Genomic DNA, 18,610 nt, shown 5'->3' with positions numbered 1-18,610 from the left:
TCGGCGGGCGTCCATCGAGTGGTGTCCGAGTTGCCGTCCAGCCAAGAGACTGGAAGAGCAGTCGCAACCCCTGCCGCTTCCAGAACTCGAGGTGACGAGTCAATGCGTCTGAACCGCCTTGTGCCCACGATGGTCGGAGCCGCCACCGCGGTCTTATCGGTCATCGGACTGAGCACCAGCACCATCGCCGCCGAACCCGCCACCGCGGACAGTCCGGCCCCGGTCGTCGCCCCTGTCTCCGCCGTCGCGGCACCCGAGACCGACGACGCGCAGACCTTCATCATCGACGGCGAGTTCGCCACCGACGCGCCGTGGGCGGCGCGGATGTTCAGCAGCGGCTCGCCGGTCTGCTCGGCGACCATCATCGCCCCGGAGTGGATCCTCACCGCGACCCACTGCGTCAGCTCGCCCAGCGCGACGACGTTCCGGGTCGGCAGCCTGGACGCGAACGGCGGCGGGACGGTGGTCGGCGTCACCGAGACCGTCGCTCACCCGGTCGCCGACATCACGCTGGCCCGCATCGACCAGGCGGTCGACGCGACGTACGCGCCGCTGGGCTCCGTGGGCGACGTGCGGGTCGACGACACCGTGCAGCTCTACGGCTGGGGCGCGACCTGCACCGGCAACGAGTCGGGCTGCCAGTCGCAGTTCCTGAAGTACGCCGACACCCGGGTGCACACGCTGGACGGGCAGGACTGGCTGGGCGGTGACGCCGTCGGCGTCACCCGCATCAACGGCATCGCGGCGGGCGGCGACTCCGGCGGCCCGATGTTCGCGACGAGCCCGGTCGACGGCGGCTACTACCAGGTGGGCGTCGCCTCGACCAGCGACCGCGCCACCGTCTCCTTCTACACCGACATCACCCGCTACCGGGACTGGATCAGCTCCGTCGCGGGCGTCTGAGCCGCCGAGACCACCGGAACCGGAGGCCGGGCGAGCGGCCGTCAACGGCGACGCCCGCTCGCCCGCCGAGGGCCGCGCCGCGAGCAGCGTTGCTCGCGGCGCGGGGTCCGCGGGTCAGACGAGCTCGTCGTCCCGATCTCGAGCCGCCGCCTGTTCGCGGGCGGCGCGGTGCCGCTTGATCAACCCCAGAATCGCGGGCGGCAGGGCCACCACCACGAAGGCCGCGAGCGGCGTTACGGAGATCGGTCGCGTCACGAAGCCGGTCGGGTCGCCGTCGAAGATCAGCAGCGACCGACGCGACGAGTCCTCCAGCGGCGAGCCGAGGACGAACGCCGGCACGAGCGGCCGGGATCGAAGCCGCACTTCTTCGTCGGTAGCCCCACGTGCCGAAGACGATCACCAGGATGATGTCGAACGGATCGTTGCACACCGTGTAGGCGCCGACCAGGGTGATCAGCACCGTGATGGGCGCCAGGATCGTCGGCCGCACCCGCAGGATCTTCACGAACAGCCCGACCAGCGGGATGCTCGTGATCAGCAACAGGATGTCGCCGAGGTACATCGAGTTGACCACGCCTCAGAACAGCCCGGGTTCCTCGGAGACCAGCCGGGGGCCGGGCGTCATGCCCTGGATGGGAGCCCGCGACCCGTTCGCCGCCGCCCATCCCTGGTACGTCCTCGTCGAGCCGAGTGACCCGACGCCCGCCGCCCGGCTCGACGAGGTCGTGGAGACCGCGCTGGGCACGGCGTCCGACCGGGAGCTGCTGCCCGACGCCGTCGTCGCCGACGGCTCGGCGCGGATCGACGCGCTCTGGAACCTGCGGGAGAACATCTCGGAGGCGCAGAACCGGGAGGGCCGAGCACCAAGCACGATGTGACCGTGCCCATCGGCAGCATCCCGGCCTTCGTCCGCGAGACCGACCGGGCGCTGCGGGCTGCCGTGCCGGGAATCCGCAGCGTGACCTACGGGCACGTCGGCAACGGAAACCTGCACTACAACCTGAGCGGCCCCGCCGACGCGGACCCTGAGGCCTTCCGCGCCCGCGCCGACGAGCTGAGCAGCATCGTCTACGACTCGACGGCACGCTTCGCGGCCAGTATCAGCGCCGGACACGGCATCGGCCGGTCCAAACGCAACCTGCTGGCCGACCACAAGCCCACGGTGGAGATCGAGCTGGTGCGCGGAATCAAGCGGCTCCTCGACCCGGCGGGACTCATGAACCCCGGCGCGGTACTGCTCCGGGGTGAGGCGGCCGGGGGTCGGGTGGCAGGGGTGAGGCGGCCGGGGTCGGGGTGGCGGGAGTAGAGCGGGCCGGGCGCCGGACCACGCACGGTCGGTCCGCGCGCCACGACACGCGGGCCGAGGCTTCAAGCGGCCCGCTGGCCGAGGCGTTGCTTCAGCGCAGCCTGCCGCCCTTGATCGAGCCGAGCAGGGCGGCGAAGACGACCGGCGACATGATCAACGTGCCGCTGTCACGGTCCTTCGTGTCACGGATGCCGACAAGGTCAGGAGCGTGGCCGATCTCGACGCAGGAGCCGTTCGGTTGACTACGGCTTGCCTTACGTCATCGAGCCGATGGCTGAATCACCCATGCTCTCCTTTGCCTGCGTGGTCAACGAGCATGACGGACTCCTGCGCGCTAGTACCCCGCCGGAGCAAGTCCGGATCTCGCCAGCAGGAATGCCGCCTGCGACGATGGCCGACGGGTCAGACCCCAATGCAAGCGCGCCGGCGCCGGACGAGCGCCGTCATCGAGGGCCGCTCAGACGACCAACCTTGACCGAAGCGACGAGCGCGCCGAAGACATCCGGTCCCACGCGAGGGTCCCACCGTCACGGTCCTTGGTGTCACGGATGCCGACGAGATCAGGAGCGCGGCCTACCTCAACACACGCTCCCTGAGATGCGTTGCGGGTGCTGGTCCGCCAAGCGACCCTTCGCCGGGTGGGCATCAAGCTTCCCTGAGCTGTGCCGATCACCTACCCACTGTAACCGGCGACGGCGGCCGTACCGCTTCAGGCAACTGTCACCGCGCTGCCGCCAGAGAAGCCTGTAGAACGGGACGAGCCCCGACCAACACGACATGATCGTGGATCGGGGCTCCTGGAACTCGTGGTCGGACGCGCTCCTTCAGCGCAGTCTGCCTCGTTTGATCGACTCAACCAGGGCGGCGAAGACGACCGGCTCCATCACCAACGTGCCGCCGTCACGGTCCTTCGTGTCGCGGATGCCGACAAGGCCAGGAGCGCTACCGACCTCGACACAGTTGTTACCGTTCCCTTCACTGGCGACAGCCTTACGCCAGCGGGTGAACACCGGGGTCATCACGTCTCCTTCGGGGGTGGATCTTCATACTGCTTGACGGCTCGGAGCAGGAAGTCCCGAGACTTCGCCGTGTCGAGAGCTGAACCTAGGAGGCCGCTCCACAGCCCACTGTAAACGGCGATGTCCGCCGGACCATCGAGGTAATCGCCGTTGGTGAACTGCTCCAGGTAGACGATCTCCACGGCAGGTACGTTGCGGTCAGCTGGTGGTACTCGGAAGTACGCGAACGGGAAGGCCGCGACACTGGGCTGAGTTGCATCGAAGGGCAGCACGTACAGGTGGATGTGCGGCATCTCAGCAAGGGCCGCGAGCAGGCGCATCTGGTCTGCCATGGTGTGGCGGCCGCCGTGCACACGCCGGATTGCGGATTCGGACAGTACAACGTTGACCTCTGACGTGCCTCCTTCGATCACTCGCCGCCGGTCCAGCCTTGCCTTGATGCGCGCTTCCGTGGACTGATCGGCGGTCCGCACGTTCTCGAACATGGCTCGCATGTAACTCTCCGTTTGGAGAGGGCCCCAGATGACCTCGTTCTGATAGACGTTGATGACACTCGCATCAGCTTCAAGATCCACAGCGGCTCGGAAGAACCGGTCGAACGAACCTCGGTAGCCGCGCCACCGGCCCCTGCTCTCGGAGCCACGGCCCAGTTCGACGACGGCGTCCACGTCAACGGGTTCACCGTCGTCGATGTGCCTCGCGTAGTGCTCGACCAGCCTCCGCAAGTCACCGGGGCGGAGTCCCGTCAACCCGTTCTCGAGCCGAGAGACCACTGCCGAGGATCGCTCAATAGCCGGTGCGGCGTGCTCTAGCTCCATTCCTGCCCGGACTCGTAGGTGACGCAGCACCGATCCCAGTTGCAGGCGACGCACGGTCGGAGTTGCCATGCGGAGATCGTGCCATCCCGCTCGGGGCCAGCAAGAGAGCATGCAATCTCACCCTTTCAGGCGTATTTACGCTCCGCACTTACCCTGATAGCGTCCCACGTGCGTGATTGCCAAGCGAAATTGCGCCCGAAGACGGGCAGTGCTGGAGATGCCGCGACTTAGGGTCCCCTGCCCACGTGTGAATCGATCTCAGAGCGATCCGGGCGTCTCAACACCGGAACGAGAAGTAAGAGGGGCGCCGGGCCGACGGGCTGGTCGGCCCGACCCCCTCATGATGGAGAGGAGCGACGATGAGCCTCGTCGCGTCACGCTCCGTGGCGATCCTAGCCATGGAGCCGTCAGAAGTTCAGGGCAGCAGCCGACTCGCGGCGGTCCTGCTGGGTGCCTGCTTGGCCGTGGGCGCTGTCGCGGCATGGGAGTTCGCCCGTGGTTGGCGTTCCCGGCGTCCCCGGCGGCGTCGGCCGTCGCGTCGGGACTGGGTACGGATTCGCGAGGCGGAGCGGCTTTCGAGGGCTCGGGGGTCGTGGACCGTGGACTTCGCGGCGTTGACGGCCATCGGGACGCCCGCTGTCTCGCGGGCGGTGGTGCTGCCCGTGGTCGCTGGGGCGCTCCACAGCGGCCCTCGACGTCGTGTCCGCGTTGCGCGGGCCGGTGCCGGTCTGGGGGTGGCGTCGTGACGGCGGTGGTGCCGGAGTGGCCGACGGATCGCCGAGTCCGGAGGCAGGGCTGGCGGACTCGCGGTGGGCGGGCCGGTTTCGGCGGTTGGAGCATCGGCGGGACGTCGAGTACCGGTCGGTGACCGTCGCCGTGTGCGGTGCGGTGCTGGTGTCGGTGGGCGAGTGGGTGCGGCTGCCGCCGTGCGCGACGTGTGTTCCGGCGGTGCGGCGATGAACGGGCTGGCGTGGTTCGTCAGGTCGGTCCGAATGGGAGACACCCACCTGTCGGATGCCATCTGGGACGGTGGTCGGGTCCGGCCGGTGTGTGCTCCCGGTGAGCGTTTCTCGCCGCTGAATCACCTGCCGTTGCTGGATCTGGTCTATGACGATCAGCCCTGTGCCGAGTGTCGAGCGGCCGCGTCCGGGCACCCGGCTCGTCCGTCGTGGGCGGTCGTGCGGTGACGGGATGGCCGTGGTTCACCCAGGACACCGTTCCGCGGGCGGGGTTGTGTCTGGATCGGCATCTGATCGTCGGCGCGCCGCCGGTCGCCGGGCGGGTGGTGGTGGCGGTGTGCGGGCGGCCGATGCTGGTGGGGCCGCCCCCGCCGGTCGACGTCGACGGGGTCGAGTTCGCCACCGTGCGGCCGTGCTGCTCTGTCATGACGTCGTCGCCGGTCGTCGCCGTCCGCCGTCGGTGCCGGTGGCGTCCGCGCGGGTGTGGCCGGTGCGGCTGCGCGCGGCGGCCGAGGCCGAGCGGGTGGTGCACGTCTGTCCGATGTTCTCGGCGGAGGCGGCGTTGCTGCGGGCACGGTGCGGCCTGGTGCTGCCGGTGGCCGACGTCGACGTCCTCGCTGCGGCAGGCACGGCGCTGGTGTGCGGGGCGTGTCTGGGCGCGGCGCCGTCAGTCGAGCCGACGCCGGCGCCCGGCGTGCTCGTCTCCGAACTCCCGCCCGGCGCGGCGTGCTCCGCGCCGGGCGGACGGCCCGACCCTCCCCCGACGCGGGACACCGCGTAGGTCGGGCCACCAGGTGGTGCGGGCGGGGACACGACCGCCGCCCGCACCACCGCTTCGGAAAAACCGATCGATCCCAGAGAAGGGTTCACGCTGCCATGGATGTGTTCAGTGTCGGCACGTTCAACTACGAGGACGGCGGGTTGCGGCCGGACGGTCGGATCGACCTCGATCCGCTCATCGCCACGATCGCGGCGCATCCCGTGGACGTGCTGATGCTCGGCGAATGCCCGCAATACCCGCGGGACGGGCAGCGACCGTTGTGGGAGGCCGTCGGGAGGCTGAGCGATCTACTCGGCGGACGCGGCCGCTACCTGCCCTTCTACGCCCGATGGCCGGGGCATCGGCACCACCCCTGCCTGCTGGTCAACTCCGACGTGGTGGAACCGGTCGCCTGGCACGACCCTGAGGAACCGGACGTGCGGGCGGCCACGGCCGGTTTCCTCTACGCACGGGTGCTCGACGTCCCGATCCGACTGGCCGCGCTGCACTGGAGCGGCGCGCAGGGCCGCGCCGAGTTCGACATCGCGTGTCTCGGCGACGGCGACGCGGCGACCGCCGGACACCTCACCGCGCTACGCGGCCTGCTCTGGGAAGCCCGCCAACACCTCGCCGCACTACCGGCCCCGGCCTCAGCCGGCTGACCACGACCTCCGTCCCGCGGCCCACCCGGCGGGACGCTGCCGGGCCGCGGCGCCGCCGAACCCCCCGCGGCGGGCCCCGGCCCCGGTGTCGCGGGCACGTGCCGACAACCACGTGCCCGCGACACCCCCCACCACCACCGAAAGGCCCCCGTGTCCCACCCCCACCGACCCGACCGACCCCGCCGCACCCCACGACGACACCCACCACCGACACCACCCGTGGCGATCGACGAGATGGTCGCCACCGAGATCCGCGCCCTGCTGCTCCGGATGCGCATCCACATCGCCGACGCCACCGCCCAGACCCGACCCGCCCACCTCGATCAGACCGCCGACACCCTGCTACTCGCCTGCGGACGCACCGAACGAACCCTCACCGACCTCGCCACCGAGACCGGCCAGACCACCGACACAGCACTCGACGGCGCACTAGACCTGCAAGCCCACGGCCTGATCACCCTGAGCGCCGATGCCCGCCTGATCGGCACGACCCCCGCAGGCGACCGACTCCGCCACGAGCGCATCACCGCGATCACCGCCGTCCTCGCCGCCCCCTACGACGTGCCCCCCGCACTCCCCCCAGACCCACGAAGCCCGCTTCAGGAGATCGACCGCGCGCTCCACGCGATCGACCGACTACACACCCCCACCGAGAACCCGCCGGAGACCCCATGACCCGCCCCCACGCATTCACCCCGCCCGGAACACCGCCGCCACCACCGCCCAGACCGCCGCAGCCGCACTCATCCGACGACTCACCCCCGTCGCCGACGGCAGCGAACAACCCACCTCCCTCATCGGCACACCCACCCTCCGCCGCTACGAACAGGCCACCGGGGTGTTGGCCGCGCTACGGGCGCTCGGCAGCGACATCACCACGGTCGGGGAGGTCCTTCAAAAAGCGGCACTGAATTCGGAGTGAACGGAGGCGTTCCACCAGCAAACGGGGGCGCCGAATTCATGCTGCCATTCTGAAATTGCGGCATCGAATATCACTCGATTGGTTCATTTTCCCATCGGGCTTTCGCGTGACAGCCTGACATCAGGCGAATTCACTTCGCCTCGTCTCAACTCTGCATGAGATCGATCGAAATGGAGTGAACATGTCACAGACTGCTGCGCTTCCCCTGGGCCTGACTCGGGCAGGCCTGCCGACTGGTGGGGCTTCGGAGCTGCCCGAGCTGGCCTACGATCCGATCCGACAGATCAGCCTCACCCGGAACGGCATCGCGGCGATCGACGACCCGGCGGTCATGCTCGCGTCCACTCCGTGCGACACCAAGCACGATAACCAGTGGTTCGTCGACCAGGACGACTGAGGATCTTCGACGAGATGCCTGATTCCGTACTGGTGATCACCAGGGTCGGCGACATCACCGCTGATCTGGTCATCCGAGAACTCGACCAACGGGGCGTTCCAGTTCACCGATTCGATCTCGCGGACCTTCGTGCGGGATCGCTTCGCGTGACCGCCGAGCTTGCGAGCACGGGCGAACCGTGGAGCGGCGGGCTTCAGGATGAGCACCGTGACACCGATCTCTCCTCGGTGAAGGCGGCGTGGTGGCGCAAGCCGAGCGGCTACGGCAGCCGGGACGGCACGGAGCAGGCGTGGATGACCGCCGAGGCCGAGTTCGGTCTCGGCGGTCTCCTGGCCACGCTGCCCGATGTCGTCTGGGTCAACCATCCGCACCGCAACCGGCCGGCCGACCACAAGCCTCACCAACTGCGCCTGGCAGCGGCGGCAGGACTGGTGGTGCCTGCCACTCTGATCACGAACGACCCGGCCGCAGCTCGTGCGTTCGTCGCTCGACAGACCGGCGGAACCGTGTACAAGCCCCTGCGCGGCGGACCCCGTACCCCCGAGGGAGAACGTCTTCTCCTGCACACCGATCTCGTCACTACGGCACAGATCGACGAGGGGGTACGGACGACCACGCACCTGTTCCAGGAACGGGTTCGCTGCGCCTATTCGGTTCGCGTGACGTTCATCGGCGGCCGTGTCTTCGCCGTGCGCATCGACACCCCTGACGACTCCGACGTCCTGGACTGGCGTGCTGATCACGACCGCCTCACCTACGAACCGATCGAGATGCCCGCCGACGCCGCCGCAGGGCTCGCCGCGCTCAATCGCGAACTCGGCCTCGTCTATTCCGCGTCCGACTGGATCGTCACACCCGAGGGCACGTGGACGTTCCTGGAGAACAACCCCAACGGCCAATGGGCCTGGCTCGAACAGCACACCGGACTACCCCTCACCGCCGCCCTGGCCGACGTACTCACTACTCGAAGGACGACCACGTGACCCCGACCGTCACCGACCTCCACGAAGAACTCGTCACGAATCTGATCACCGCCGGGCATCTCACCGGCCCGGCGTGGCAGAGCGCCTTCCGCAGCGTTCCCCGAGACGCCTTCGTCGACGACTTCGCCGTGGCCCGCCCCGGCTCCCCCATCCTCGTCCCGATCGCGGCAGACGATCCCGACCGGCTCGCCCACATCTACAGCGACACCACCCTCGTCACCGCGCTCGACGCCGACGGCACCCCGATCTCCAGCAGCACCGCCCCCGGCCTGATGGCCCTCATGCTGGATGCGCTCGACGTCCGCGACGGTCATCGAGTCCTGGAGATCGGCACGGGAACCGGCTACAACGCCGCCCTGCTCAGCCGCCGACTCGGCGACCGAGACGTGTGCTCCGTCGACATCGACGCCGACCTCGTCACCACCGCCCGACGCCGACTCGCCGCCCTCGACCTCGCACCCGTGCTCGCCGTCGGAGACGGCGCCGGCGGCCTTCCCAATCACGCACCGTTCGACCGGCTGATCACCACCTGCGGTCTCGACCACATCCCGGCGGCCTGGCTGCGTCAAGTCCGTCCCGGCGGAATGATCCTCGTCAACCTCGGCTTCACCCTGGTCACGCTCACCGTGCGTCCCGACGGCACCGCCGAAGGCCCGATCCTGCCGCAGCAGGCCGGATTCATGGCCCGACGACCCGCGCCCGACGCCCCCGCCAACCCCACCCCGCCTGCCATCGGCGCATCGACGGCCGCCACCGACGGTCCGGCACTCTCCACCACCCTGCCTGCCGCCCTAGACCACCCCGAGGGCCGTGCACTGCTCTCCGTACCGCGCCCCGGACTACGGCGGACCTCCCGGCGCGACCAGCAGGGACGCCTCGTCCACGTGCTGACCGACACCGACGGAACACAGTGCCGGGCCGCCGAACGCGACGGCGACCGCGTGGAGGTGACCGGAGACCTCAGGCTGTGGTCCGAGATCACCGAGTTCCTCGCCCGCTGGGATCGGCGAGGACGCCCCGCCCCCGAGCAGCACCGCGTCCACGTCGGAGCCGACGGAACCCACCGACTCGTCGAACCCGGCTGACGACGAAAGCGCGCCGCCACGCCACCCTCCCACCGACACCGCCATCACCGACGGCGCCATCGCCATCGCCATCCGAGCCGGCGGCCGACGCGCTCACGTTCATCGACGACGTCGAAGAGCCTGGCTCGTCGAACCGATGCGCCTGCACAGCATCCGATCACCGATCGAGCGCCGGTTGCCGACGGCGTCGCGATCGGCGGCGGCCCACCGTCGTACCGCTACCACCGCCCACGACGACCGACCTGGCACTGACGAAGAGGCCCGATGCAACAACGGCTCGGCTGGCACGACATCCCCGCCGAGGTGCGCGCTGCGATCGGCACCCGAACCGGGCCGATCAGCCAGGTCCGCACCGCGTCCGGCGGCGCCAACTCGGCCTTGGCCGCTGTCGTCGACGGCGTCGGCGGCAGGTTCTTCGTCAAGGGGGTTCGTCACGCCACACACGCCGGTATCGCCGCGCACCGCCGAGAAGCCGCCGTCGCCCCGCACGTCGCGCGGGTCGCTCCCGCACTGCGGTGGCGGCTGCCCGAGGTCGCGGGCTGGGACGTACTGGGCTTCGACGCCGTCGACGCGCGGCACGCCGACTACCGACCGGGCTCGACAGACCTGCCCGCCGTCGTGGAACTCCTTCAGACGGTCGGCGAGATCCCCTGCCCACCGCAGGAGGTCACCATCACCGACGCCGTCCGGCGATGGGGGCCGTACCTACCCGAAGGCGCCGAGCCCGCCCAGCTGGTCGGTGATGCGTTGCTGCACACCGACTACAACCCCGAGAACGTCCTGATCACCTCGGACGGAACCGCGCGGCTGATCGACTGGGCCTGGGCCGCACGCGGGGCGCCCTGGATCGACCCGTGCTGTCTCCTGCTCCAGATGATCGCCGACGGACACAACCCGGCCTCGGCCGAACACTGGGCCAGCCGTACTCCCGCATGGCACACCGCCAGACCACGTGACCTCGACGCCTTCGCCGCCGCTTCCCTGCTGCTGTGGCAGGAGATCGCCGACCAGGACCCTCATCGGACCTGGACACGCGACATGGCCTTCGCCGCCCACGCCTGGTGCCAAGCACGCGAGGCACGTCGTCGCCACGACTGACGGCGTCTAGACGTACTGACGAGAACTCGTTCGACCACGAGACGCTCTTCCGCCACCATGGGCAGACACGAACAGTGAGGAGTCGAGCATTGTCGGTCACCGACGTGGTCGCCCAACTCCGCCACGCACACGACCTACTCACCCAAGCCCGCCACGCCACCCGCCAAGCCGACGCCGCCATCACCGACGGAGCGGCAATCTTCGCCACCGCCACCCACCACTCCACCCAACCCGAAATCGCACAAGCCAACGATCTCGCCACCCGATCCGCCGACGACGTCCGCACCGCACACGCGCTGCTCGCCGAACCCCAGGATGTGATCGACGGCTACTGCCGCGACATCGCCGGCCACGGCATCAACGACGGCGGTCACGGCGTTCCGCCACTAGACCCGCTCAGCCGCAGCGATCCTAGGCAACCCGATAGCGGTGGCACGGCCCCCGTTGCAGGAGACCGTGACCCGAAGGTCAGGTACGCCGAGGAGATCGCCGAACTCCGACGGCGAGGTGCGGCGGTCGATCCGGACGATGTCGTGCGAGCGGAACGCCTCGAAGACGGCCGGATCATCTGGATCGAGAACGGCAACGACAGAACCGGGATGGGGCACGTACTTTTGCCGGATCGTGTCGGAGACTTCGCAGGGATCCACATCGCACGCGAGGAGATCGAGGACTTCCTCTTCGCCGCTGTTCGGCACGGTACCGTGGTCGGACACTGCGGAAGAGACCGACCGGTGTACGAGGTCGAGTATCTCGGCGAGCGACGCCGCGTCGCGATCAGCACCGACTCAGATGGGAAGATCTACGGGGCAAACCCCATCTCCCGTAAACGAAAGATCCGCCGCGACCTGCACCGAAAGTGAGCCGACATGACCGTTGACGTGACCATCGTCGTCGGATGGGACGAGGAGTACTTCTATTACGACAACGGGGACGAGGAGGACACGCTCAACCACACCACCGAAGAGGCCACGGAGTTTCTTGATCTCAACGCAGACCTGGTCCGCGACCTCGAAGCCTGGGACGCGGAATACCAAGCGATCTTCGACCGGGTCAGGGGTAGGGAAATCGGCTTCGCGACGCCGGAGATCGAACATGCCTGGTTCGAGCGGGGCAAGGAACTGTCGGCGCGGCTGAAGCGGGAGTCGCCGATGGTCGCCCGAGTGAACTACCTAGCCGACGGCAGCATCCCGAAGGGCACCTGCGTGTTCTGATCGCCACAACGCATGCACAACAGAAGATCCGCCGCGACCTGCATCGAAAGTGAGCCGACATGGCCGTTGAAGTGACCATCCTCGGCGGATGGCAGGAAAACTACTTCTACTACGACAACGGGGACGAGGAGGACACCTACAACCACACTACCGAAGACGCCGTGGAATTCCTCGACCTCAACGCCGACCTCGTCCGAGACTTCGAAACCTGGGACGCGGAATACCAAGCGATCTACAACCACGTGGACTACGATAAATCCGACTTCCCCACCCCCGAGGCCGAACACGCCTGGATCGAACGAGGCAAGGAACTGTCGGCCCGACTCAAGCAGGAATCTCCGATGGTCGCGAGCGTGAACTACCTGGCCTACGGCAACATCCCGAGGGGTACCTGCGTGTTCTGACGCGGGACCCCCGCGCCGGTCGGCGGCAGGCGAACCGGCGCATCGATCACCGCCGAGCGGGCCACGCCAGACCCACTCTCGCGAGACCCGCTCACGCCGAACCTGAATCCGATCGCCCCTCCGGCGCGGCCACCGCGCAGGTCCGACGCCGCCCACCGGGACCACGACCTTCCGTCGGCCCCGCCGACGCCGCTGGAGCGGCCGGCCCGGTCGACGCCGCCCGTCCCACCGGCCCCACCGATCCGACCGACCCCGTCGGCCCCGACGCCGCCGGAGCGCCCCGCCCCGCCGACCCCGCCGCCCCCGCCGTATCCCCGTGTGTCCGACGGCCCGGTCGTGCCGGGGAGTCCGCGTCGCGACCGAACTCCTCCCGGAGGAGTCGTGCGAGCGTGGCCAGCTGTGGTCCGGCACCGTCGGTGCGCCAGACCAGGCCGAGTTGGGACGGCTCGTCCAACCCGTGGACCGGCAGGTAGCGCACGTCCTCGCGGTGCGAACGCTCGGCCAGCGGGCGGCAGACCAGCATGGCGTGCTCACCCCCCGCCACCAGCGCGAGGCCCTCCTGGATGGTGGCGATGCCGGTCGTGGACCGGATCGGCCTGCCCGCGGGCGTGGCGGGCGGTACGCGCGCGTGCCGCCAGTAGTCGGGGGCGTCGCCGCTGCGGTAGAGGACGTCCAGGCCCGCAAGATCCTCGACGTCGGCCTCATCGCGCACGGCCAGCGGATGCGCCGCGGCCACCGCGAGCAGCTGATCCTGCGGCGGGAAGCGGAAGCCGACGGTCAACGCGGGCTCGTGCACGGGCAGCTCGACGACGACCGCGTCGAGACGGCCGCCCAGCAGATCCGAGAACGGCGAGCCGAGCGGGATCTCACTCAGCATGACCGTCACCTCATGCTGCGCCCGCAACCTGCGGAACGCCAGCGTGATCTCCTCGTAGACGCTGCCATGGAAGCCGATGCGCAGTTCGCACAGCGCGCCGCGCCGCGCACGATCCCGAGCGTGGGCGAACACGGTGTCCAACGCGGTGTAGGCGGGCCGGATCTCGTCGACGAACTGGGCGCCGAACCGGGTCAGCGAGACCCGTCTGCTGGTCCGCTCGACGAGTCGCGCCCCGACGTGGGCCTCCAGTCCGGAGATCAGCTGACTCACCCGGCTCTGCGAACAGCCCAGCCTGGCCGCGGTGTTCCCGAAGTGCAGCTCTTCGGCCAGCGCGAGCAGGCACTCGACCTCCTGCAGGTGTATCTGGTTCACCGCGTCCCCCTTGCCCATCGATCATCGTGGCTGATCGATCCGTGAACGGATCGTCGTTGTTCGCCGTGATAGCCCGCTGTTGACTGAATTCATGGTTTCGTCAACATCGGTGGACGCCGCCGAGGTGCCGTCCACCCGCACCACCGTCGGACAGTGGGCGGCGGTAGCGGTGCTGAGTCTGAGCACGTTCATCGTGGTGACCTCCGAGATGCTGCCCGTCGGGGTGCTGACCCCGATGGCCGAGGGTCTGCGCATCTCGCCGGGCACGACCGGATTCAGTCTGACCATCACCGGTCTCGTCACCGCGGTCACCGCGCCGCTGGTTCCCCGGCTCCTGGGCGGACGCGATCGTCGAGGCGTGCTCGCCGCGGCGATGCTGGTGCTGGCCCTCGGCAACGTGTTGACCGCCGTCGCCTCGGGCTTCGGTCTTCTGGTCGTCTCCCGCATCATCCTCGGCGTCGGCATGGGCGTGGTGTGGGGGCTGGCCTCCGCCGTCGCGACCCGGCTCGTGGCGCCCCGCGACATCGCGCTGGCGGTGTCCTGCGCCGTCAGCGGCGTCGCGGCGGCCTCGGTCGTCGGCGTGCCACTCGGCACGATCGTGGGCAACGCCTTCGGCTGGCGGGCCGCCTTCGGCGCGTTGGCGGCGGCAGCCGTGCTCCTGGGCGTCGGGCTGCGGCTGACCCTGCCCCGGCTGTCTCGACCCGCACCGTCGGCCGGCTCGCCCTCGGCAGGCCGCGGCACGCCCCTGTCTCGCCGCGCCCCGGTGGTCGCCGGGCTGATCCTGGTCGTCTTCCTCGTCACCGCGCACTTCGCCGCCTACACCTACGTACGGCCGATTCTGGAGGAGCGGGCCGCGCTGACCCCGTCGGCGGTGGCGCTGCTCCTGCTGATCTACGGCGTCTTCGGACTGGGCGGCAACTTCGCGGCGGGCGCGCTCGCGGCCCGGCGGGCCCGGGCCACGGTGCTGACGTTGACGCTGGGCATCACCGCGTCGATCACGCTGCTGGTGTTCTTCGGCGCCGTCGCCTGGATCGCCGGTGCCGCGATCGCCCTGTGGGGCCTCGCCTACGGCGGCCTCTCGGTGAGCGCGCAGATCTGGATGACCCAGTCCGCCCCCGACCGGCTTGAACAGGTCACCGGGCTCTACGTCGGCGTCTTCACGGCCGCGATCGCCCTGGGCGCCTTCCTCGGCGGCGTCGTCGTCGAAGCGGCGGGCATCACGGCCCTGTTGTGGGGGGGCGGCCGCCTTGGCCGTGGCCGCGCTGCTCGTGGCCCTGCTCGGCCCCGGCCCGGCGACCGGGTCGTCCCACCTCGGGACGCCGTCGGACCAGGACGGCGCGGCGTGACCACGTATTCCGCCGACTCGCTCGCGGCCGCGCGGCAGTCGGACAGACCCGTCATGCCGCTCGACGCCGCCTACCTGCCGAGCAGCCATGACTGGCGCACCGAGGCCGGCCGGGCCGCATCCCCCTTCGACGTCGAGACCTGCCTGCGCGAGGCGCGGGCCGCCGCGCCTGCGACGTCGCGCTGCTGCCGGGCGCCTTCGTCGAGCTCACCGGCATCCGCGCGGAGACGGCGGCCCGGACGGCCCTCCGCAGGCGCCACGCCGCGCCCACGGACGGCGTCCGCCACGCTGCGCACCCTCGCGGCCAGGTTCCCCACGCTCGATCTGTCCGAGCTGAACCCGCCGGACCACCGCCGCCGGGCGTGTTCGCCGAGGACCCGGCCGACGTCCTCGCCACCCACGGCTCACACGCGCGCCGCCCCTCTGGGACCCTGCTGAGCCCGGTCGATCTCGGGCGGGGGCCGGGTGTCGTCGAGGCGGTGGCCAGGGGCGAACACGCCCGCTTCGTCGGCACCCCGAAGGGACGTCGCCGCCGAGCCGCGCCGCTGGTTCGACGAGGGCGGTGTGGACGGCTTCCAGATCACCCTCGACGACGGCGTCACCGCACTGTGCGACGCCGTCCGGCCTCGGCTGCTCCCCCGCCAGGGCCGAGGAGCCCGTGCCCGCACACACGGCGTCCAGTCGGACAGGCCCTGGCGGGACGCCGCGCGGCGCGGCGAACAGCACTCGCGCTGATCGGAGACGGGGCGGCGACTTGCCGGACGTCGAGAGCGACGCCCGGCGGCACGGGACCGGGTGAGCACTCCGGCTGCCGAATGCTCCCCGGGCCCGAGCGGATCGGCATCCGGCCACGAACCGCGCGGCGGGCCGCCGACGGATCCGCTCCTTCCCGACGTCGGCTACCGCGCCGAGCCGCGAGGTCGCGCCCTCGGCCGTGACGGCGGACGACCTAGTAGCGCGTGAAGGTGCCGGGCGTCGTACCGTGGTTGTCCACCGAGAGACCACTCACATTGTTGTTGGCACCCCTGCCGGGCCGCGCCTCTCCGGTGGGTGCGTAGACGGGACGTTGGTCGCCACTCTGGCGTAGGTCGTTGGCGAACCGCTGCGCCCCACTGCCCGAGGCCGCATCGCAGGAGGCGAGCAGGAGTGGACGGTCGTTTCCCGACATCGCGGCCTGATAGGTCTGATTACTGGCCATGACCTGGCGGTAACCCTCTGGGGACAGAAAGACGGTCTCCATCTGGCCGCTCGGCCCGGTCGGGGCCGTGACGGTGAACTGATTCCCGTTCGAGTGAGCCATCGCGGCGAACGGGGAGGTGCTGTGCACACCGCCGCCCCACGGAGCCGGTGCGGCCTGCAACGCCCCGGTCGACGGGTCACGTTGGAAATACGCCTGGTTCCAGTGCGGCTGTCCCTGCGCCCATGGCTGCCACACCCCCTGGTCCTGCGGTTTGCTGGGGAATCCGACGCCCACCGTGTTGCCCTGTGAGTCGGTCAGCGGGACGGAGGCCACGCTGTTGGCGGGGAACACCCGCTTCTGCGGCCCGTTAGGTCCCACGTGCACGCCGGGGACGTTCGGGACGGCAGGAGGGTTCGGAGGAGTGGGTGCGCTGGGCGGACCGCCGACTCCCGGCATGTTCCCGCCGGTGCCGGACAGGGGCGCGCCCTGGAAATGGGACGGGTTGAGGGCGGGGCCTGCGTTCCCCGGCGAGCGCGACGCACCGCCGTCGGGAAGGCCGCGGCTGCCCGACGGACCGACCGCGGGCCCGCTGTCCCCCGGCGAGCGCGACGCACCGCCGTCAGGCAGCCCGCGGGTGCCTGACGAACCGCCCGACGAGCCTGGGGAGTCGACGTCGGCCCGGACGGGCGGCGGCAGGTCGCCGCCGCCTCGGGCTCCGCTGGGTGCGACGGCGGGCGGGGCGTCGAGTGCCCGGGAGGTGTGGCTGTCTCCGGGCTTGATGGCCTTGAGGCCCTGGGTAGCGGCGCCGAAGTCGTCGCCGAGCTTCTTGAGCAGCGGCGACAGCCGGGACATGGAGGAGACGAGCTTCTGGATGAGCTGGGCGATCTTGGCGGCGGTCTGCGCGATCTTCGCGACGACCTTGGGGACGACCCAGATCAGCCCGATGCCGAGGGTGAAGACGACCTGAAGTGCCCAGGAGATGATGGAGCCGACGACGTCGGCGATGATGTCCCGGACGGCGTCGCGCACGGCCGAGACGACCTCGCCCGCGAGCTGGATGCCCTCGGCGGCCCCGTGCGCGGCGTTGCCCGCGGCGAGGATCAGGTTCGCGGTGTCGGTCGCCCGGTCCCGGTAGGCGTCGGAGGCGGCACCCGTCCAGGAGGAGATGTCGGCGCCGACCAGGCTGCTCAGTTCGGTGGAGACCTCGGAGACCTCGGTGGCGACGTTGGTCCAGGTCTCGGCGTGGGATCGGATCTCGTCGGGGCTGCCCGCCAGCGAGTCCAACGCGTCGGACAGCGGCCCGACATGCTCGATGAGCCAGCCGACGCCGTTGGCGAAGATCGCGGCGAAGGGGTCCAACGCCGTCATCACCAGATCGGCCGTGCCGAGGCCCGCCTCCAGCCAGTCGCCGGAGGCGATCGCCTCGTTCGTCGAGTTCACCGACTCGACCAGCGACAACCCCGAGGTCGACGTCGTCGAGTCCACCACATCAGCCACTAGGGGATTACTCATCGTCCGTCCCTCTCTCCAGTCTCGTCCAGCCGCCGATCGGTGCGGTTCACAGGCCGAGTCGATCGGCGATGTCGGGCCCGGCGGGGGGCGCGTCTCGCGGCGGGCCCTCTCGGAAGACCTCCGCGAGCAGACGCATGGCCGCAGGACCACCCGGGTTGATCAGCAGATCCGTCGCCTCGGGCAGCAGATCGGCCAGCTCCGCCGCCGACACCCGCCGCCACGACGGCGCCTCGATCCGAGCCCGGTTCACCGCGGCGGTGGCGACCACCACACAGGGGACGTGATCCGGCGAGGACGTCACCAACGGACGGCCGTCCTCGGACACCGGCGTCTCCAGCACGGCGGCCCACAACAGCCCGACGATCTGCCCGCTCGCCTCCACGTCCCCGCCCAACGCCAGCCGGATCGCCGCGTCGGCCGGGTCGGTCGGCACCTGCGGTCCGGCCGGCCGATACCCGGGATTCGGTTCGAACAGCCCGACGCCGCCCGTCGCGTCGAGCGGCCAGGCGCCCACGATCGCCTCGGGCGGCGGCGTCTCGCCCTCGCGGTGACGCCAGTCCCGCGAGGGCAGCATCACCCAGTTCTGTCGACCCTGGTCCGCGTCCTGCGGCGGGTGATCGGTCACCGTCACGTTCCTCCTCGTCGGCGTCTCGTCGGCAGGCGTTCCGGTGATGTCGGACGTGATTCGTCCTCGACACCGCGGAACCGACCCGAAGGTCACGAGGCCGTGTCAGGACACCGAGGTCAGGACACGAAAGGCCGATTCGTGGAGATTTCCGCCATCATCGACGGCC

At 70.1% G+C, this 18,610-nt stretch carries 24 protein-coding genes and 1 pseudogene; 17 read left to right on the top strand and 8 right to left on the bottom strand.

Features of this window, described 5'->3' with window-relative positions:
• Positions 1-102 precede the first annotated feature (102 nt).
• Positions 103-903: a S1 family peptidase gene (locus tag AHOG_RS05265; protein ID WP_093940343.1), complete on the top strand. Its 801-nt coding sequence runs from the start codon at positions 103-105 to the stop codon at positions 901-903.
• Here the strand turns inward: AHOG_RS05265 and AHOG_RS30440 are convergent.
• A complete protein-coding gene (locus AHOG_RS30440) occupies positions 881-1,465 on the bottom strand; it encodes a tripartite tricarboxylate transporter permease (RefSeq protein WP_376700045.1) in 585 nt (194 codons plus the stop codon). The genes AHOG_RS05265 and AHOG_RS30440 overlap by 23 nt on opposite strands.
• On the opposite strand from AHOG_RS30440, the gene AHOG_RS05255 reads away from it, so the two are divergent.
• Both AHOG_RS05255 and AHOG_RS05250 read left to right on the top strand, forming a co-directional pair.
• Positions 1,353-1,781, top strand: coding sequence for a hypothetical protein (locus tag AHOG_RS05255; RefSeq protein ID WP_245856572.1), 429 nt, complete (start codon positions 1,353-1,355; stop codon positions 1,779-1,781). The two genes, AHOG_RS30440 and AHOG_RS05255, sit on opposite strands and share 113 nt — an antisense overlap.
• Entirely contained in the window at positions 1,715-2,209 is a 495-nt protein-coding gene (locus tag AHOG_RS05250; protein WP_093940341.1) for an FAD-binding oxidoreductase, read from the top strand. The genes AHOG_RS05255 and AHOG_RS05250 overlap by 67 nt, the downstream gene beginning before the upstream one ends.
• A 91-nt stretch (positions 2,210-2,300) precedes the next feature.
• Here AHOG_RS05250 and AHOG_RS05245 read toward each other — a convergent pair.
• From AHOG_RS05245 to AHOG_RS05230, 4 genes and pseudogenes are all read right to left on the bottom strand, one after another.
• Positions 2,301-2,456: pseudogene (locus AHOG_RS05245) on the bottom strand (DUF397 domain-containing protein); the annotation flags it as partial.
• A 210-nt stretch (positions 2,457-2,666) separates the two neighbouring features.
• Complete coding sequence (locus AHOG_RS05240) at positions 2,667-2,855, bottom strand: DUF397 domain-containing protein (RefSeq protein ID WP_093944175.1); 189 nt, start codon at positions 2,853-2,855, stop codon at positions 2,667-2,669.
• Positions 2,856-3,033: 178 nt separating this feature from the next.
• Complete coding sequence (locus AHOG_RS05235; RefSeq protein WP_093940340.1) at positions 3,034-3,228, bottom strand: DUF397 domain-containing protein; 195 nt, start codon at positions 3,226-3,228, stop codon at positions 3,034-3,036.
• Positions 3,228-4,115 carry a helix-turn-helix domain-containing protein gene (locus AHOG_RS05230; RefSeq protein WP_157736649.1) on the bottom strand — a complete coding sequence of 296 codons (888 nt, stop codon included), beginning with the start codon at positions 4,113-4,115 and terminating at the stop codon, positions 3,228-3,230. The genes AHOG_RS05235 and AHOG_RS05230 overlap by 1 nt, the downstream gene beginning before the upstream one ends.
• Positions 4,116-4,745: 630 nt before the next feature.
• On the opposite strand from AHOG_RS05230, the gene AHOG_RS05225 reads away from it, so the two are divergent.
• From AHOG_RS05225 to AHOG_RS05170, 12 genes are all read left to right on the top strand, one after another.
• Positions 4,746-5,006 (top strand): hypothetical protein, encoded by a 261-nt coding sequence (locus AHOG_RS05225; protein ID WP_093940338.1) that lies wholly within the window; start codon positions 4,746-4,748, stop codon positions 5,004-5,006.
• A gap of 32 nt (positions 5,007-5,038) precedes the next feature.
• A complete protein-coding gene (locus AHOG_RS05220; RefSeq protein ID WP_157736647.1) occupies positions 5,039-5,233 on the top strand; it encodes a hypothetical protein in 195 nt (64 codons plus the stop codon).
• A gap of 184 nt (positions 5,234-5,417) precedes the next feature.
• Positions 5,418-5,786, top strand: a complete 369-nt coding sequence (locus tag AHOG_RS05215; protein ID WP_093940336.1) for a hypothetical protein — start codon at positions 5,418-5,420, stop codon at positions 5,784-5,786.
• Positions 5,787-5,881: 95 nt separating this feature from the next.
• Positions 5,882-6,427, top strand: a complete 546-nt coding sequence (locus tag AHOG_RS05210) for a hypothetical protein (RefSeq protein WP_093940335.1) — start codon at positions 5,882-5,884, stop codon at positions 6,425-6,427.
• 219 nt (positions 6,428-6,646) lie between these two features.
• Positions 6,647-7,102 (top strand): hypothetical protein, encoded by a 456-nt coding sequence (locus tag AHOG_RS05205; protein ID WP_093940334.1) that lies wholly within the window; start codon positions 6,647-6,649, stop codon positions 7,100-7,102.
• Positions 7,103-7,530: 428 nt separating this feature from the next.
• The gene (locus AHOG_RS05200; RefSeq protein WP_093940333.1) at positions 7,531-7,746 is read left to right on the top strand and encodes a hypothetical protein; all 216 of its coding nucleotides are present in this window, start codon (positions 7,531-7,533) and stop codon (positions 7,744-7,746) included.
• Between the two features lie 14 nt (positions 7,747-7,760).
• Complete coding sequence (tgmB, locus tag AHOG_RS05195; RefSeq protein WP_157736646.1) at positions 7,761-8,729, top strand: ATP-grasp ribosomal peptide maturase; 969 nt, start codon at positions 7,761-7,763, stop codon at positions 8,727-8,729.
• On the top strand, positions 8,726-9,814 hold the full coding sequence (locus AHOG_RS05190) for a methyltransferase domain-containing protein (protein ID WP_169725811.1): 1,089 nt from the start codon (positions 8,726-8,728) through the stop codon (positions 9,812-9,814). Before tgmB ends, AHOG_RS05190 begins: the two co-directional genes overlap by 4 nt.
• Before the next feature lie 264 nt (positions 9,815-10,078).
• Positions 10,079-10,912 carry a hypothetical protein gene (locus AHOG_RS05185; protein ID WP_093940330.1) on the top strand — a complete coding sequence of 278 codons (834 nt, stop codon included), beginning with the start codon at positions 10,079-10,081 and terminating at the stop codon, positions 10,910-10,912.
• A gap of 89 nt (positions 10,913-11,001) precedes the next feature.
• Positions 11,002-11,775, top strand: a complete 774-nt coding sequence (locus AHOG_RS05180) for a hypothetical protein (protein WP_093940329.1) — start codon at positions 11,002-11,004, stop codon at positions 11,773-11,775.
• 6 nt (positions 11,776-11,781) lie between these two features.
• Positions 11,782-12,126: a hypothetical protein gene (locus AHOG_RS05175; protein ID WP_093940328.1), complete on the top strand. Its 345-nt coding sequence runs from the start codon at positions 11,782-11,784 to the stop codon at positions 12,124-12,126.
• Between the two features lie 59 nt (positions 12,127-12,185).
• Complete coding sequence (locus tag AHOG_RS05170; protein ID WP_157736645.1) at positions 12,186-12,530, top strand: hypothetical protein; 345 nt, start codon at positions 12,186-12,188, stop codon at positions 12,528-12,530.
• A gap of 91 nt (positions 12,531-12,621) precedes the next feature.
• On the opposite strand, the gene AHOG_RS05165 is transcribed toward AHOG_RS05170, so the two are convergent.
• On the bottom strand, positions 12,622-13,779 hold the full coding sequence (locus tag AHOG_RS05165) for a LysR family transcriptional regulator (protein WP_157737093.1): 1,158 nt from the start codon (positions 13,777-13,779) through the stop codon (positions 12,622-12,624).
• A 91-nt stretch (positions 13,780-13,870) separates the two neighbouring features.
• Here AHOG_RS05165 and AHOG_RS05160 point away from each other — a divergent pair, with 91 nt between their 5' ends.
• On the top strand, positions 13,871-15,562 hold the full coding sequence (locus AHOG_RS05160; protein ID WP_245856570.1) for an MFS transporter: 1,692 nt from the start codon (positions 13,871-13,873) through the stop codon (positions 15,560-15,562).
• Positions 15,563-15,688: 126 nt separating this feature from the next.
• Positions 15,689-15,859, top strand: a complete 171-nt coding sequence (locus AHOG_RS28305; protein ID WP_157736644.1) for a hypothetical protein — start codon at positions 15,689-15,691, stop codon at positions 15,857-15,859.
• Positions 15,860-16,073: 214 nt separating this feature from the next.
• On the opposite strand, the gene AHOG_RS05150 is transcribed toward AHOG_RS28305, so the two are convergent.
• Both AHOG_RS05150 and AHOG_RS05145 read right to left on the bottom strand, forming a co-directional pair.
• Positions 16,074-17,816, bottom strand: coding sequence for a WXG100 family type VII secretion target (locus AHOG_RS05150; protein WP_157736643.1), 1,743 nt, complete (start codon positions 17,814-17,816; stop codon positions 16,074-16,076).
• A gap of 46 nt (positions 17,817-17,862) precedes the next feature.
• Positions 17,863-18,447: a type VII secretion system-associated protein gene (locus tag AHOG_RS05145; RefSeq protein WP_093940324.1), complete on the bottom strand. Its 585-nt coding sequence runs from the start codon at positions 18,445-18,447 to the stop codon at positions 17,863-17,865.
• Positions 18,448-18,610 lie beyond the last annotated feature (163 nt).

Source organism: Actinoalloteichus hoggarensis (genome assembly GCF_002234535.1).
Taxonomy (GTDB): domain Bacteria; phylum Actinomycetota; class Actinomycetes; order Mycobacteriales; family Pseudonocardiaceae; genus Actinoalloteichus_A; species Actinoalloteichus_A hoggarensis.
The sequence above is the reverse complement of the archived record's forward strand: the minus strand, read 5'-3'. Positions and strand labels throughout refer to the sequence as shown.